The following is a 15,129-nucleotide window of genomic DNA, read 5'->3' on the forward strand; positions in this document are numbered from 1 at the left end:
CGGACTGGGACCAGATCCTGGTGCTCTACGACGCGTTGCCCGATCTGCTGCGTCGCCTGGGGCGGACGGCGGATGCCGCGCTCGCGTACGAGCGGGCCATCGCGCTCTCGGACAACGACGCGGAGCGCGCCTTCCTCACCGACCGTCTCACCGCTACCCGTGGCTCTTGAACTCCGCCGTCCCGAGGCTCGTGAACCAGGTGCGGATCTTCGCCACGTCGTCCGTCTTCGCCAGCGAGAGCAGCAGCAGTATGCGGGCCTTCTGCGGGCTGAGGTCCGCCGCGCCGATCACCGCGCCGCCGCTCTCCTTGTCGTAGACGGCGCCGTTGCCCGTACGGGTGGTGGAAGCGAACACCACGCCCTGCTTGGTGGCGTCGGTGCGGGCCGCCGACATCGACGAGGAGATGCCGCCCGCGCCCGTACCCGCCGTGACGACACCGTCCGCGCCCGCGTCGGCGAACGCCTTCACGGCCTCGCCGCCGGCGCCCTGGTAGCTGTACGCGATCTCGACCTTCGGCAGGTCCTTCTCCGCGATCTTCGCGACGTCGAAAGGCGTGCGCCAACTCCCCTTGCCGCACTTCTCCACCCGCGCGGGCGCCCTGTTGATCCGGACGCGGTCCTGGTCCACGACTCCCAGCGACCCGCTCGCGCCGCTGTTGAAGGTGTCCATGCGCAGCGCGTCCGTCTTGCGCACCTCGCGCGCGGCCTGGATCTCGTCGTTGAGCATGATGACGCTGCCGAAGCATGTGGTCTTACGGCCGGCGGCGAGCTGGATGGCGTTGAACAGGTTCGCGGGGCCGTCCGTACCGAGGACGGTCCACGGCCGCATCGCACCGGTGAGGACGACCGGCTTGTCGCTGCGGACCGTCAGATCGAGCCAGTAGGCGAACTCTTCCATCGTGTCCGTGCCGGTGGTGACGACGGCCGCGTCATTCGTACGGAGGGCCTTGTCGACCGCGAGGGTCAGCTCGCGGAAGTCGGCAATGGAGTAGCTGCCCGAGCCCTTGTTGCCGAACTGCACGGTGGACACGTCGGCTATCTCGTCCACCTCCGGCTCGAGGTCGCCGACGAGTTCGGAGACGGGGATCTTGCCGGACTGGTAGTCCTGGAAGTCCACCCTGCCCTGACTCACGCCGGCGATCGTTCCGCCGGTGCCGATGACCGCGACCTTGGGTCGCTCGGCCGGGGACTTGTGCTGCTCGGCGGCGGTGGCCGTGCCGGCGGTCAGGGCGACGACCGCCGTCAGCAACGCGGTTCGACGCAGAATTCCTCGCATGCCGTACCTCTCCCAGACGGACTGATCAGGCCAGATCTGGAAGAAAGGTGACCGAGGCATATTTCGCCGCACGGCCGTGGCGGTTAAATCACCGTTTCACACACGTCCCACAGGCACCACGGACGGACGTCGGCACGACAACGGGGCGCCGTAGCAGGCGCCCCGTCCGTCGCGATCCCTCGCGTCGTTCCGTCAAGTCCCTTACTGCGAATCGCCCTTGCGCTCGCCCAGGGTGACCTCGACCTGCGACTCCTTGCCGTCGCGCGTGTACGTGATCTTGATCTTGTCGCCCGGCTTGTGCGTCCAGATCTCGCTGATCAGCGTCGGGCCGCTGTCGATCGGCACATCGTTGAACTTCGTGATCACGTCACCCGACTTCAGCCCCGCCTTCGCGGCCGGCCCGTCCGGCGTCACCGCCGGGGTGCCGCCCCCGCCGTCGCCGGAGATCGTCGCGCCGTCGCCGCCCTCCGCCATGGAGACCGTCGCGCCGATGACCGGGTAGACGGGCTGGCCGGTCTTGATGAGCTGCTCGGCGACATTCTTCGCCTGGTTGATCGGGATGGCGAAGCCCAGCCCGACCGAGCCCGACTGGGCCCCGCCGCCGCCACCGCCGCCACCCGAGGGCTGGATCGCGGAGTTCATGCCGATGACCGCGCCCCGCGCGTCCAGCAGCGGACCGCCGGAGTTGCCGGGGTTGATGGAGGCGTCGGTCTGGAGGGCGCTCATGTACGAGTTCTTGTCACTGGAGCCGTCACCGGAGGCCACCGGGCGGTTCTTGGCGCTGATGATGCCCGTCGTGACGGTGTTGGAGAGCCCGAACGGCGCGCCGATCGCGATCGTCGAGTCTCCGACCGCCACCTTGTCCGAATTGCCAAGGGCGAGCGGATTCAGTCCGGACGGCGGGTCCTTCAGCTTCACCACGGCGACGTCGTAGCCCTCGGCGCGGCCCACGACCTCGGCCGCGTACTCCTTGCCGTTGGAGAAGGTCGCCGTCAGGTCTCCGCCGTCGGCGGCCGACGCCACCACGTGGTTGTTCGTGAGGATGTGGCCCTGCTTGTCGTAGACGAAGCCGGTGCCCGTGCCGCCGTCGCCGCCCTGGGCCTGCGCCGTGATGGTCACGACGCTCGGCAGCGCCTTGCCGGCCACGGCCGCCGTGCTGCCCGCCTCGCGCTTGAGCGCGGGGGCGTCGGCCGCCGAGACCGTGGTCGATCCGCCGCCGACGCTGTCGTCGTTGCGGTCCGCCGCCCAGTAACCGATCCCGCCGCCGACGACACCGGCGACCAGCGCCGCCGCGAGGACCGCCGCGATCAGACCGCCGGGGCGCTTACGGGGCGGCTTCGGGCCGGACGCGGGCGGCTCGCCCCATCCACCGCCGCCGCCTCCGTAGGAAGGCTGGGCCGGCGGGGGCGGGGGCGGCGGCCATCCCGCGTCGGGGGCCGATCCGGTCGATCCCGTCGAGCCGGGGTAGTACGCCGGTACGGCTCCGGGCAGCCGCGTCGTGGGTTCGGAACCCTGACCGGGCTCGGACGGGGGCACCGACGGCGGCTGGGCCGGCGGCGACCCCTGGGCGGTCCCGCCGAAACCGCCCGCCCCACCGGGCTCACTGGACCGGCCTGGCTGGTCGGGATACCGCTGATCCTGGGTGAACTCCCCCGGAGCGGACGCGGGTGTGCCTTCGGGAGCGGCAACCGGCACGGGAGGTACGGACGGGGCGGACGGGACCGCAGTGCCCTCGTTCTCGGTGCTCACAGTCTTTTACTCCTCGGTTCCACATCAGTCTTCGGCAAGAGTTCCGCTGTTTTCCGCCGCGTTCGGTTGTCCGCGCATGCCTCTTCGACATGTACACGTCTCTCGTATGTCTCTGCCCTCAGCTTTTCCCACAGCACGTCGGACCACGGTAAGCAGGACCTGTGTGTCTCCCCGCCATCCTTTATTACGGGGCAAACGGGACGCATCCGCAGTATGACCGCGAAGGGGCACCGCCCCACGCTTACCCCGTCTCGGTGACACCATGGCGGGGTGACTCACGCACGGCAGCCCAGCATCCAGGTCGTCGCCCACCGAGGAGCCTCCGAGGACGCCCCTGAACACACTCTGGCCGCCTACAAGAAGGCCATCGAGGACGGCGCCGACGCACTGGAATGCGATGTACGGCTCACCGCCGACGGGCATCTGGTGTGCGTACACGACCGGCGCGTGAACCGCACCTCCAACGGACGCGGCGCCGTTTCCGCCCTGGAGCTCGCCGATCTGGCCACCCTCGACTTCGGTTCGTGGAGGGAGGCCATGGAGAACACGGGCAGCGAGGAGAGCCCCGACTGGAAGGACCGCTCCCTCACCTCCGTACTGACGCTGGAGCGCCTGCTGGAACTGGTCGCCGACACCGACCGGCGCATCGAGCTGGCCATCGAGACCAAACACCCCACCCGCTGGGCCGGACAGGTGGAGGAGCGGCTGCTCCACATGCTGGCGCGCTTCGGACTCGACGGCCCGGGGCCCGACGAGTCGCCCGTGCGCATCATGAGTTTCTCGGCCAGGTCGCTGCATCGCATCGCCGACGCGGCGCCGCAACTGCCCACCGTCTATCTGATGCAGTTCGTCTCGCCCCGGCTGCGCGACGGACGGCTGCCGGCGGGGGCCCGGATCGCGGGGCCCGGCATCCGCATCGTGCGCAACCAGCCGGGCTATGTGGAGCGGCTTCACAGAGCGGGGCACCGTGTCCATGTCTGGACGGTGAACGAGCCGGAAGACGTCGAACTCTGCGCGAGCCTCGGAGTGGAGGCAATCATCACCAACCGCCCCAAACAGGTGCTGTCCCAGCTGGGACGCCTTGCCTGACTTGTCGGGGATTCGGACACACAGGGTGTGACTGGGAGTGCACCGGCGCGTTCGGTAAGTGTTCGACCTTGTTGAGTGCGTCACTGACCCTCCCTTGGCCGGTTTCCGGTCCAGGCCATCGGGGCATTCACACCGTGGCGTGGGGCAAAGGAGGTCTCGGGGGTGGCGTTTGTGGTGGCACAGGAAGTGCCCACGTCGTCGAGCATGGCCGTTCCCCATGGCCCTGCGGGCGTGGGACAGGCAAGGCATCGGATGCGCGAGCAGTTGCGCGACCGAGGCGTGTCGGACGCGGTCGTGGACGATGCCGTACTGATCCTTTCCGAACTGCTCAGCAATGCCTGCCGACACGGCAGACCGCTGGGCCGGGCGGAGATCGGCGACGGCGACGTGCGCGCCGCCTGGGAGGTCGACCCGGCGGGTCGGCTGACCGTCGAAGTGACGGACGGCGGCGGCCCGACACGACCGGTTCCGGCCACACCCTCGGTCACCGCGCGCGGCGGTCGCGGTCTCAACATCATCACCTCGCTCGCCCAGGACTGGGGCGTACGGGACAGCGCGTCCGGCGAGGTCACGGTGTGGGTGCTCGTAACCGAAGGACACCGCCGCGAGGATTTCGCTACGCGCGTCAACGTCCCGGAACTGGACTTCACCGACACCTTCGACGACCTCGGCTGACACGCTCCCGATCACGGCCGGCGCACCGCCGGGCGCACATCGAGCCCGTACGCGCACTCCCACCGGCCCTGCTCCGATGGGGCGTTGCGCCCACGGCCGCAGGCGGTACGGCTAGGCTCGCGCCCGACACCGCACTGCCGCTATCGGGAGAAGCCCACCATGGCCAAGAAGCGCCCCCAGACCAAGGCCGCGAAGGCTCAGTCCGCGAAAGCTCAGCTCACGGACGGGCCGATTCCGGTCGTGGGGGCCCGCGAGCCCTGCCCGTGCGGCTCGGGCCGCCGCTACAAGGCCTGTCACGGCCGGGCCGCCGCGCACGCCGTCACCGAGCTGGTCCAGCGCCCCTTCGACGGGCTGGCCGGCGAATGCGACTGGATCGCGCTGCGCGAGCTGGTGCCCGCCGCGACCGCCGAGCTGACGCTCAAGGGCGGGCTGCCGGAGGGCGTACCCTCCGTGACGCTCGCGACCGTCCTGCCGATGGCCTGGCCCGCACTGCGCCGCGACGACGGCTCCGTCCTGCTCGCGCTCCAGAACGACACCTCGTCCGGCGACCTCAGCCGCGACCTCGCCGACACGCTTCAGCGCGCGCTGACCGCCGAGCCCGGCAATCCGGTCGCGGCGCAGCGCGTTCCGGCCGACGGGCCGCGCCTTCAGGACCTGCTCGACCCGGAGGCCGGCTTCGCGCCGGTCGTCCACCCCGGCTTCGAGTTCTGGGTGCCGGACGCCGAGAACGCGACCCCCGAGGTGTCCGCCTCGCTGGAGCGCGCCAACGCCGCCGCGATCCCGACGGTGAAGCTCGCCGGCACGGACGCCGCGTACTGGTGCGAGACCCCGGACAAGAACCATCTGCGCTGGGTCATGCCGCACCCCGAGGAGAAGCTGCTCGACGCGCTCGCGCGGCTGCACGCCGCCGGTACGTCGAGCCTCGGCGAGGGCACGCGACTGGTCGGCTCCTTCCGGGCGCACGGGCTGACGGTGCCGGTCTGGGACCTGCCCAGCGCGATGCGCGCCGAGGACTGCGAGAAGCCGGCGGCGGAGCTCCAGGAGCGGCTGACCGCGGCCCTGGCGGTGGACGCGCCACTGACCGGGGACGAGCGCCGGGCGCGCGGCGGTCTCACCAACCGCCAGGTGACCCTCAGCTGAAGCTCAGGAAATTCGTCGCCCACGGTGACAGTCGTCACAACTGCCCGTACCGGCAAGTAATTTCTTGTCCGAATACATCAGATCGAATTTGCTAACCGCCGATCTCTTGTTACCGTTCTAGAAGCCCGGTCGCTGGTGCATCCCCCGTCGCCAGCGACCGGGCGTCTGCGTTCCCCGGGGCTGTTCCTGCAATTTCCGGAGTGGAGACTGCAGAGTTGTCGCGCCGCTCGGACGGCTCTCGGCCGTCGCTTCCGCTAAGCACCGGGATGGCTCAACCAGCCGACGGAGCAGCCGAGTTGCTGCCGGATCTGAGCAGCAGCGGTCCGGTCCCGTCGGCACTTCCCGCGAACTCCGCCACCGCCCAGTACCGCGCGGGCTTTCCCGCTGTGGGTTCACGCGGAGTTTCACAAGAACCCGGCTCATCGCCGTCTTCGACGGAGCAGTGGGACTGCAGGGTCCGCCCGCCGGGACCCATCAGACTGAGCACGGAACTCAATTCCCCACCCGACGCATTCCGGTAGTACGTGCGGCCCCAGGTGTCCCCGTTCTCGCTGAGCACACAGGTCTGGGCCTCGATCCCGTCACGCGACGTGAGCGCCGGTCCGCAGCGCTCGACGGCCGCGAGGTCGCCGTTCTTCGCCTCCTGGAGCACGGCCGGGAGCGCCGCCGGGGGCATGGTCCGCTGGACCGCGGGCCGGTGCGGGGCATCGGGCCCGGAGCGGGCGGCCGGGCCACCCGCGGGGCCCGCCGACGCGGCCAGCGGCAGCAGGGCGGTGACCACCACCACGGTGGCGAGCCCGATCACGCGAAGGTTCATGGGCCCACCTGCCGGGGAGATCTTGACGGTCGGCCGAAGATACCGGCGGAATCGGGCCACCCGGAGCGCCGCACGCCCATTTCCCCTACAACTCGGGCCACGTCGCACCCGTACGAGTGACGGCGCAGACGGGAACAGGGTCGCACCCATGGGGCGCGACCCTGTTCCGGTCAGTACACGCAACTCGGCAGGAGGCTCAGTACGCGAGCCTGCTGCCGCCGTCCGGTGCGCTCGTGCTCGCCTCGACCAGCGCGTCCACGACCGCCTCCACGTCCGGCAGCCACGGCGCCGCCGAGCCGGGCAGCGGCGCCCGCTCCCAGCGGACCTGACCGCCGACCGCGTCTGACGGCGGGAGCACCAGATAGCCGCCCTCGCCGTGGAAGCGGAGCGAGCTGGGCACCCAGTCCTTCGCGAAGAGCAGCTCACCGAGCCGTTCCAGGGTGTACGGGGCGACCAGCAGCGACCAGCGCGTGGGGGTCGCCACGACCGGGCCGAGGCGCATACCCATCTCGTCCAGTGCCACCAGCGCACGCTCCCCGGCAGCCGCGGGCAGACTGAGCGCGCACGGCGCGGTGCCTCCCGTGGCCATCACGATCGGGGCCGTGGGCCGGTTGGCCCACCACCAGCGCACCATGCGCTCGTCGGTCGTCGCGGCCAGCAGGCCGGGATCGAAGGGGTGCGCGCCGGGTACGGCGCACTCGGGGTCCGGGCAGGCGCAGCCGCGGCCACGATCGCCCCGGCCGCCGGACGTCTTCAGGCCGGCTCCGGGAAGTACGGGCCACTGCCACGCCGTGGCGCAGGTGAGGGCCGCTTCGAGTGGGGCAGGCATCCCCTTGCGCTTGAACAGGAGCCTGCGTCGCCTTCCGAGGATCTCGCGCATGAGCGCTCGTTCCTTTCCGTTGAACGCCGAGGTCCACATGCCACACCGGTCAATCTGTGTGCATGGCTTCACTGTGCGTATCGCTGTGCGTACAGTCGACGCGTGTCGTCGACGCTCCGCCGCCCCCGTGGACAGGGCACAGTCGGACTTTGCCAACCTGCGGCTGGGCTCACCGCTCCTGGGCCGAACGCGGTCTGTCTTCACTAACCCGTGGCGATGGGTGGCGCACTCAATGACTGTCGTCGCGCTGTGACAGCCCCGCCGTTCCGGGATGGCGCGCGGGCTACGGCGGTTAAGACGCCGGAGCCGTCCGTCAGGTTCCGGGGCAGTCCCAACTGCCCCTGTCCGTCACCGTTCACGTACCCATCACGTGCCGGATGACGCTCCTCCTCGATGTCGCCTGCGCTTCACCGGGGAGGCCCCTGTCGAGTTCCCTCAGTCGATCGCAGAATACAGCGTTGGGAGCATTTTCTCGCCAAGTTGAACGTAGCGCAGACACCAGTGGTTCCGCCGGGACAATGCTGGACATCGCCTCAGTTGTGCGTGTACATGTGGATGCACTGATAGTGGCGCAGAATCACGCGGTGGTTTGCGATGCTATTGCGCGAAACGCACCAGTCAGAAAGCCGGTTGCCATGAGCGCTCCGCACATGCCGAAAGTGGCTGGAATCGATTCAGTAGTTCCGGCTCCCGCGCACACTGTCGCGCCTCTCGACGAGTCCTCCGGCGCACCCGTGATCCTGATCCAGGACCGGCTGGCCGGCTGGGTCTCCGACCTGACCACCCTCCACGAACTCACCGAACGCCTGGCCAGAACCGGTTCGGTGGACGCGGCGCTCAACGAGGTCGTACGCGCGGGTGCCGCCCTCGTCGGCTCATCGCGCGGTCTGGTCGTCCTCGAACCGGCGGCCCGAGCGGAAGAGCACATTCCCAGCACCTCCGTAGGACTCGGTCTCAGCCACGCGGACCTCGGCCAGCTGGAGACCGTACCGCGCGACGCGTCCTCCTACGGACGGCTGCTCGACGACACCGCGGAGCCCCCCACGGCGGCCGAGTCCGTCGGCGACGTGCTCGGCGACCCCGACCTCGACCCGCTGCACCGCGAAGTGGCCCTGCGGCTCGGCTACAGCGCCACGTACGCGGTCTCCCTCGCGGCCGACACCGCGGGCCGGATCGGGGTCGCGGTCTGGTTTTACGACGAACCCGCCGAACCGGTCGAAAGACAGCGCCATCTGGTGGGTCTCTACGCGCGGTACGCGGCCGAGCATCTGGCGCGTCTCCTGGAGCTGGAGACCGCCCGCGCCCGCGAGGCCACGATCGCCGACGAACTGCTGCCCAGCCGGCTCCCCCGGGTGCCCGGGGTGCGGCTCGCCGTACGGCACCGTACGAGCGGGCACGGCGGCGGCGACTGGTACGACGCGCTGCCGCTGCCCGAGGGCGCGTTGGGGCTGGCCGTCGGCTCGGTCAGCGGCACGGGGCCGAGCGCGCTCGCCGCCATGGGACGGCTGCGCGCCTCCCTGCGCGCGTACGCGGTGATGGAGGGCGAGGACCCCGTCGCGGTCCTGTCCGACCTCGAACTGCTCCTGCGGCTGACCGAACCGGCACGCACCGCCACCGCGCTCTTCGCCTACGCCGAGCCCGCGCTGCGCAAGATCGTGCTCGCCGGGGCCGGGCACGCGCCGCCGCTGATCGTGGGGGAGCGGCGTACCGAATTCGTCGAGACGACCCTGTCGGCGCCGCTCGGGATGCTGTCCTGCTGGGAGGCGCCGAGCGTCGAGCTGTCACCCGCGCCAGGAGAAACGGTGCTGCTGTACACGGACGGCCTGCTGCGGCGCACCGGCGACCCGATGGACCGGGCCTTCGCGCGGCTGCACGCGGCGGCGGCGAGCGTCCCCAGGAGCCTCAGGGGCGATCCGGGGGCGGTCGCCGACCATGTGCTGCGGCTGGTGCTGGCGGACGGACCGGACGGACCGGGTCCCGGCGCCCGCTCCGTAGGAGGCGCGGACGGGAGCGCGGAGGACGTCGTGATCCTCGCCGCCCTCTTCGAGTAGAGGCGCCCTCCCCGAGCGAACCGGACGGATCCCCTCCAGCGGTGGTACATCCGCCGGTCATGTTGTCCACAGGCCCCCTGGCCTGTCCCCCGTACAGACATACGATGGTGCCGGGACCCGAAAGGTCCAATGTCGTACATGAGGAGGCAGACCGTGGCCGAGGAGCTCATCCCGGAAACGCCGGAGACCCCGGAGACCCTGGGAAATCCGGACACAGTGCTCGATGACGCCGACGAGGCGTCGGCCGAGAAGCCCGTCAAACAGCGCAAGAACGGCCTGTACATGAGCGTGTCCGACGAGCTGGCCGAGAACATGAAGTCGGGCTGGGCCGACACGGAGCTCCGCGATCTGGAGCCCTTCGAACAGGCACCGTACGCGGCTGCCCGCCGTGCCGCGCTGTCCGCGCGATTCCCGGGCGACCGCCTGGTGATCCCCGCGGGCGGCCTGAAGACCCGGTCGAACGACACGGAGTACACCTTCCGCGCCTCCACGGAGTACGCGTATCTCACCGGTGACCAGACGGAGGACGGCGTCCTCGTGCTGGAGCCGGAGTCCGGCGGCGACGGCCACCGGGCGACGATCTATCTCACTCCCCGCTCCAACAGGGAGAACGGCGAATTCTGGCTCGACGGCCGCCAGGGCGAGCTGTGGGTCGGGCGTCGGCACTCGCTCGCCGAGGCCGAGCAGCTGCTGGGCCTGCCCGCGAAGGACGTACGGGAGCTGGGCGAGGCGCTGCGCGAGGCGACGGGCCCGGTGCGGACCGTGCGTGGGCACGACGCGTCGATCGAGGCCGCGCTGGCCGACAAGGTCACGGCGGAGCGCGACGACGAGCTGCGCGTCTATCTGTCCGAGGCCCGCGCCGTGAAGGACGAGTTCGAGATCGGCGAGCTCCAGAAGGCCGTCGACGCGACCGTCCGCGGCTTCGAGGACGTCGTACGGATCCTGGACAAGGCCGAGGCGACCAGCGAGCGCTACATCGAGGGAACGTTCTTCCTCCGTGCCCGCGTGGAGGGCAACGACATCGGCTACGGCTCGATCTGCGCCGCGGGCCCGCACGCGACCACCCTGCACTGGGTGCGCAACGACGGGGACGTGCGCGCCGGCGATCTGCTGCTGCTCGACGCGGGCGTGGAGACCCACACCCTCTACACCGCCGACGTCACGCGCACCCTGCCGATCAACGGCCGGTTCGACGCGTTGCAGCGCAAGATCTACGACGCGGTGTACGAGTCGCAGGAGGCCGGTATCGCCGCGGTGAAGCCGGGCGCGAAGTACCGGGACTTCCACGACGCGTCGCAGCGGGTGCTCGCCGAGCGGCTCGTCGAGTGGGGCCTGCTCGACGGACCGGTCGAGCGGGTCCTGGAGCTCGGTCTCCAGCGCCGCTGGACGCTGCACGGCACCGGACACATGCTCGGCCTGGACGTCCACGACTGCGCGGCGGCGCGCACGGAGGCGTACGTGGACGGGACGCTGGAGCCCGGTATGTGCCTCACCGTGGAGCCGGGGCTGTACTTCCAGGCGGACGACCTCACGGTGCCGCGGGAGTACCGGGGCATCGGCGTCCGGATCGAGGACGACATCCTCGTCACGGAGGACGGCAACCGGAACCTGTCGGCGGGGCTGCCGCGTACGTCGTCCGACGTGGAGGCGTGGATGGCGGCCACCAAGCAGGGCTGAGCCGGGAAGTCTCCTGACCGGCCCGGTCGTGCGAGAGGCGCGGCCGGGCCGGAAAGTGCGGTGTCAGACCCCGGCGGTCGTGCCGCCCCATGCCACCAGCGGGGTCTCCTCGCGCCACTTCAGTATCTTGTCGAAGCTGATCACCGCGCCCCGCCCCGGACGGTTCCGGCAGTGGACGTGGTCGGCCAGCTGCTCGATCAGTGAGAGCCCCCGCCCGTCCTCGGCGGTGAAGGGGGCGAGGGCGGTGGGCCGCCGCAGGGCCCGGCGGGCGGGGAATCCCGGCCCGGAGTCGGCCACCTCGATACGGCACTTCTCGCCGTCCAGATACGCGGTCACCCGGTACGCCTCCGACGACCGCGAAGGGCCGCCGGGGCTGTCGTCACCGCCGTGCTCGACGGCGTTCGCACATGCCTCGCTCAGTGCGACGGAAAGATCGAAGGAAATGTCGGGATCGACGCCCGCGGTCTCCATCGTGCCCATCAGGAGACGGCGCGCGAGCGGGACGCTCGCGGCTTCGCGCCGCAAATGGAGGGACCACCAGATGCTCATGCTCCAGCCTCCTGGCCACAGCTCGACATACCGATACGTATTGCCCCTGTAGGCGTGTCGTAAGCACATCGGTCGTGTGAAACAACCCATTCGGCGGAAGCGCGTGGCCTGTCCGCCGTTGTAAGGGACAGAGGGTGATCTTCCGGACCTGCCGTATGAAGCCGCCGGACGCAGTGCGATGATGACCCGGCCATGCCTGATCGTGTCGCACACGCTGGAGCCGGTCTGCGGCTCCTGAGGGCCGCGGTGTTCACCGCGGTCTGTGTCGTGCTGTCCGCGACAGGACATGTGCTCGCGGCCTGTCAGGCCGTCCCCTGGTGGACGCTCGTCGTCGGATTCGCCGGTGTCTTCGCCGTGGCCGCGCCGCTCGCCGGCCGCGCCCGTTCGCTGCCCGCCATCGCGCTCGCGCTGACCGGTGGACAGCTCGCTCTGCACGCCCTGTTCGGCATGAGCCAGCATCACCTGACGATGCGCGCCGGCGCCGACGACGTACTGGTGCGCATGGCGGCGAAGCTGATCTGCGGGGCCGGTCCGGCGTCGCTGAGTCCCGGCGACGCACACCGCATCGTGACCGACGCCGGGATCGACCCCGACACGGTCTCAGGGGTCTCCGGCGGGCTCGCGCAGGGCGCTCACCTGCACGGTACGGCCGGCGGGGCCGCCGAAGGGGCCCTCGGCGCCGCCGGGCCGCTGCCCGAGCTGCCCACCCTGCCCATGTTCCTCGCGCATCTGCTGGCCGCCCTCGCGACCGGCTGGCTCATGCGCCGCGGCGACCTCGCGCTCGCCCGGCTCGCCACGCTCTCGGCCCACGGCCAGGGGCTCGGCGACGGCTTCGGCGAAGCCGTCGCCGACAACGCCCGGCTGCGGGCACTGCGGGCCGCCCTCGGTCTCGTACGGGCCCTTCGCTCGGGTCTGCCGGTCACGCCCTCGCCGGGGCGGCACGAACAGCCCGCCCCGCGCCCCGACGCCCCGCCGTCGTACACGGGGGAGACGCTCCAGCATTCGGTGATCAGGCGCGGCCCGCCGGCCGTATTCACTCTCGCCGCCTGACGCGACGACACGACGCTCCGTACGAAGTACGTGGGGCGGTGACGTCGCGATGCCGTCGCGTATCCGCGCGCGGTCCACCGTCCTCCCCACACCGTGGAGTGTCTCCTGTCATGAACGCCTCTCGTACGAACACGTCTCGTCGCGGCGTCTCGCAGCCGTCCGTCGCCGGCCGTAACCGCACTGCGCGCCGCGCGGCAGTCGTCGGCGGTGTCGCCGCGTCCGCCGTCGTACTGCTGGCCGGTCCGGCCCTCGCGCACGTCGGCGTGCAGCCGGTCGGCGAAGCCGCCAAGGGCGGGTACGCGACGGTCAACTTCAAGGTGCCGAACGAGCGTGACGACGCCTCGACCGTCAAGCTCGAAGTGAACTTCCCGACCGAGCACCCGCTGGCGTCGGTGTCGCCGCAGGCCGTGCCCGGCTGGAAGATCGCCGTCACCAAGAGCAAGCTCGACAAGCCGATCGAGATGCACGGCAAGCAGATCACCGAAGCCGTCTCGAAGGTCACCTGGACCGCCACGGGCGACGGCGGGGTCGGGCCGGGCTACTTCCAGCAGTTCCCGCTCTCCATCGGCCAGCTGCCCGAGGACGCGGACCAGTTGGTGTTCAAGACGCTTCAGACGTACGACAACAAGGAAGTCGTGCGCTGGATCGACGCGCCGACGGAGGGCGCCGAGCCCGAGAGCCCGGCGCCGGTGCTGGCGCTGACCGCCGCCACCGAGGACGGCCACGGCGCGGCGGCCGGTGCCAAGGACGACGACGCCAAGGGCGGCGCCGACCACGCCTCGGACGAGAGCGACGGCGAGGACGGGGCCACCGAGAACGCCGCCTCGTCCGACAGCAGCGACGGCACCGCGCGCGCCCTCGGCATCGTCGGCATCGTCGTCGGCGCCGCCGGTGTGGCCTTCGGCGTCCTGGCCGGGCGCCGCCGTACGTCCTCCGCCGGCGCTCCGGCCACCCCCGCCAGCTGATCGCCGGGCGCGGGCCCGCCGCAGGGCCCGCGCCCGTCGCCCGTACTCCACCAATGGGAACTACCTCCATGCGCAAGAAGACCGTGCTCACCGCCGCCGCACTCACGGCGGTGGCGGCACTCACCCTGTCCGCCTGCGGAAGCGGCGGCGACGGCGACGCGTCGAAGCCCGTGGCCGACGTCTCGGCACAGCCGAAGACCAAAGCGGCGACCGTGCTCGACAAGCCCTTCGAGAAGCCGGACCTCGTCCTCAAGGACACCGAGGGCAAGGCGTACGACTTCCGCGAGGAGACCAAGGGCAAGCCGACGCTGATCTACTTCGGCTACACGCACTGCCCCGACGTCTGCCCGCTGACGATGAGCAACATCGCCATCGCCAGGAAGGCGCTCCCCAAGGCCGACCAGGACAAGCTCCAGGTCGTGTTCATCACCACCGACCCCGAGCGGGACACCTCCGCCGAGCTCGCCAAGTGGCTCCCGAGCGCGGGCGATCCGTCGTTCGTCGGCCTCACCGGCGACTTCCCGACCATCCAGGCCGGCGCGCGTCAGGTCGGCATCGGCATCGAGCCGGCGACCAAGGAGAAGGACGGCAGCGTCGTCTCCATGCACGGGGCCCAGGTCATCGCCTTCTCACCGAAGACGGACGGCGGTTACGTCCTGTACGGCGAGGACACGACGGCCGACGACTACACGAAGGATCTGCCGAAGCTCGTCAAGGGCGAGACCCCGTGAGGACGCGCGGCGGCCGTCCTGTCGTGGGGGCGGTGCTGGTGTCGCTGGCGTCGGCGGTGGCACTGGCGGGCTGCTCGTCGGCGGACGCCTCGGAGGACCGGCCTCAGTTGAAGGTCACCGGGGCCTTCATGCCGCAGCCCGTCGGCGACATGGCGTCCGGCTTCCTCACCGTCACCAACGGCGGCGGCGCGGCGGACAGGCTCACGTCCGTCACCAGCGACGTCTCGGACGACATCACGATCCACGAGACCAAGGACCAGAGGATGCGGCAGGTGAAGTCCTTCGACATCCCGGCCGAGGGCGAGCTGACTCTGGACCGCGGCGGCAACCATCTGATGTTCATGGGCCTGAAGAAGAAGCTCGTGAAAGGCCAACGGATCTCCGTGGAACTGCACTTCGAGAAGACCGACCCGATCGAGGTCGACCTTCCCGTGAAGGAGACCACCTACAACCCCACGCGGCACTGAGGGACTGACCCACC

General features: G+C 70.6%; 15 protein-coding genes. 10 read left to right on the forward strand and 5 right to left on the reverse strand.

Annotated features, from left to right (window positions below):
- Nucleotides 1-20: 20 nt before the first annotated feature.
- Nucleotides 21-170, forward strand: coding sequence for a hypothetical protein (locus ACFWHU_RS13440; protein WP_387224968.1), 150 nt, complete (start codon nt 21-23; stop codon nt 168-170).
- Here ACFWHU_RS13440 and ACFWHU_RS13445 read toward each other — a convergent pair.
- Nucleotides 154-1,275 carry an asparaginase gene (locus ACFWHU_RS13445; protein WP_387224969.1) on the reverse strand — a complete coding sequence of 374 codons (1,122 nt, stop codon included), beginning with the start codon at nt 1,273-1,275 and terminating at the stop codon, nt 154-156. The genes ACFWHU_RS13440 and ACFWHU_RS13445 overlap by 17 nt on opposite strands.
- Before the next feature lie 201 nt (nt 1,276-1,476).
- The gene (locus tag ACFWHU_RS13450) at nt 1,477-3,024 is read right to left on the reverse strand and encodes a S1C family serine protease (protein ID WP_385791826.1); all 1,548 of its coding nucleotides are present in this window, start codon (nt 3,022-3,024) and stop codon (nt 1,477-1,479) included.
- A 270-nt stretch (nt 3,025-3,294) separates the two neighbouring features.
- Here ACFWHU_RS13450 and ACFWHU_RS13455 point away from each other — a divergent pair, with 270 nt between their 5' ends.
- The 3 genes from ACFWHU_RS13455 to ACFWHU_RS13465 all read left to right on the forward strand — a co-directional run bounded on the left by ACFWHU_RS13455 (nt 3,295) and on the right by ACFWHU_RS13465 (nt 5,928).
- Nucleotides 3,295-4,113, forward strand: a complete 819-nt coding sequence (locus tag ACFWHU_RS13455) for a glycerophosphodiester phosphodiesterase (protein ID WP_387224970.1) — start codon at nt 3,295-3,297, stop codon at nt 4,111-4,113.
- 162 nt (nt 4,114-4,275) lie between these two features.
- On the forward strand, nt 4,276-4,788 hold the full coding sequence (locus ACFWHU_RS13460) for an ATP-binding protein (RefSeq protein WP_385791830.1): 513 nt from the start codon (nt 4,276-4,278) through the stop codon (nt 4,786-4,788).
- 159 nt (nt 4,789-4,947) lie between these two features.
- Entirely contained in the window at nt 4,948-5,928 is a 981-nt protein-coding gene (locus tag ACFWHU_RS13465) for a DUF5926 family protein (protein WP_385791832.1), read from the forward strand.
- Between the two features lie 271 nt (nt 5,929-6,199).
- On the opposite strand, the gene ACFWHU_RS13470 is transcribed toward ACFWHU_RS13465, so the two are convergent.
- Nucleotides 6,200-6,745 (reverse strand): hypothetical protein, encoded by a 546-nt coding sequence (locus ACFWHU_RS13470; RefSeq protein WP_387224971.1) that lies wholly within the window; start codon nt 6,743-6,745, stop codon nt 6,200-6,202.
- Nucleotides 6,746-6,941: 196 nt separating this feature from the next.
- The gene (locus tag ACFWHU_RS13475) at nt 6,942-7,625 is read right to left on the reverse strand and encodes a bifunctional DNA primase/polymerase (RefSeq protein WP_385791837.1); all 684 of its coding nucleotides are present in this window, start codon (nt 7,623-7,625) and stop codon (nt 6,942-6,944) included.
- A gap of 518 nt (nt 7,626-8,143) precedes the next feature.
- On the opposite strand from ACFWHU_RS13475, the gene ACFWHU_RS13480 reads away from it, so the two are divergent.
- Both ACFWHU_RS13480 and ACFWHU_RS13485 read left to right on the forward strand, forming a co-directional pair.
- Complete coding sequence (locus tag ACFWHU_RS13480) at nt 8,144-9,676, forward strand: PP2C family protein-serine/threonine phosphatase (protein WP_387224972.1); 1,533 nt, start codon at nt 8,144-8,146, stop codon at nt 9,674-9,676.
- A gap of 153 nt (nt 9,677-9,829) precedes the next feature.
- Entirely contained in the window at nt 9,830-11,353 is a 1,524-nt protein-coding gene (locus tag ACFWHU_RS13485; RefSeq protein WP_387225142.1) for an aminopeptidase P family protein, read from the forward strand.
- 63 nt (nt 11,354-11,416) lie between these two features.
- Here ACFWHU_RS13485 and ACFWHU_RS13490 read toward each other — a convergent pair whose 3' ends face one another.
- Nucleotides 11,417-11,902 (reverse strand): ATP-binding protein, encoded by a 486-nt coding sequence (locus tag ACFWHU_RS13490; protein ID WP_385791841.1) that lies wholly within the window; start codon nt 11,900-11,902, stop codon nt 11,417-11,419.
- Between the two features lie 192 nt (nt 11,903-12,094).
- Between ACFWHU_RS13490 and ACFWHU_RS13495 the strand changes: the two genes are divergently transcribed.
- The 4 genes from ACFWHU_RS13495 (at nt 12,095) to ACFWHU_RS13510 (ending at nt 15,115) form a co-directional block, all read left to right on the forward strand.
- Complete coding sequence (locus tag ACFWHU_RS13495; RefSeq protein ID WP_387224973.1) at nt 12,095-12,952, forward strand: hypothetical protein; 858 nt, start codon at nt 12,095-12,097, stop codon at nt 12,950-12,952.
- Nucleotides 12,953-13,062: 110 nt separating this feature from the next.
- Entirely contained in the window at nt 13,063-13,917 is an 855-nt protein-coding gene (locus ACFWHU_RS13500) for a YcnI family protein (protein ID WP_387224974.1), read from the forward strand.
- Nucleotides 13,918-13,985: 68 nt separating this feature from the next.
- A complete protein-coding gene (locus ACFWHU_RS13505) occupies nt 13,986-14,648 on the forward strand; it encodes an SCO family protein (protein ID WP_385791847.1) in 663 nt (220 codons plus the stop codon).
- Between the two features lie 23 nt (nt 14,649-14,671).
- Entirely contained in the window at nt 14,672-15,115 is a 444-nt protein-coding gene (locus ACFWHU_RS13510; RefSeq protein WP_385792276.1) for a copper chaperone PCu(A)C, read from the forward strand.
- Nucleotides 15,116-15,129: the final 14 nt, after the last annotated feature.

The sequence above is a fragment of the Streptomyces sp. NPDC060366 genome, assembly GCF_042725135.1.
In the GTDB taxonomy this organism is placed as follows: domain Bacteria; phylum Actinomycetota; class Actinomycetes; order Streptomycetales; family Streptomycetaceae; genus Streptomyces.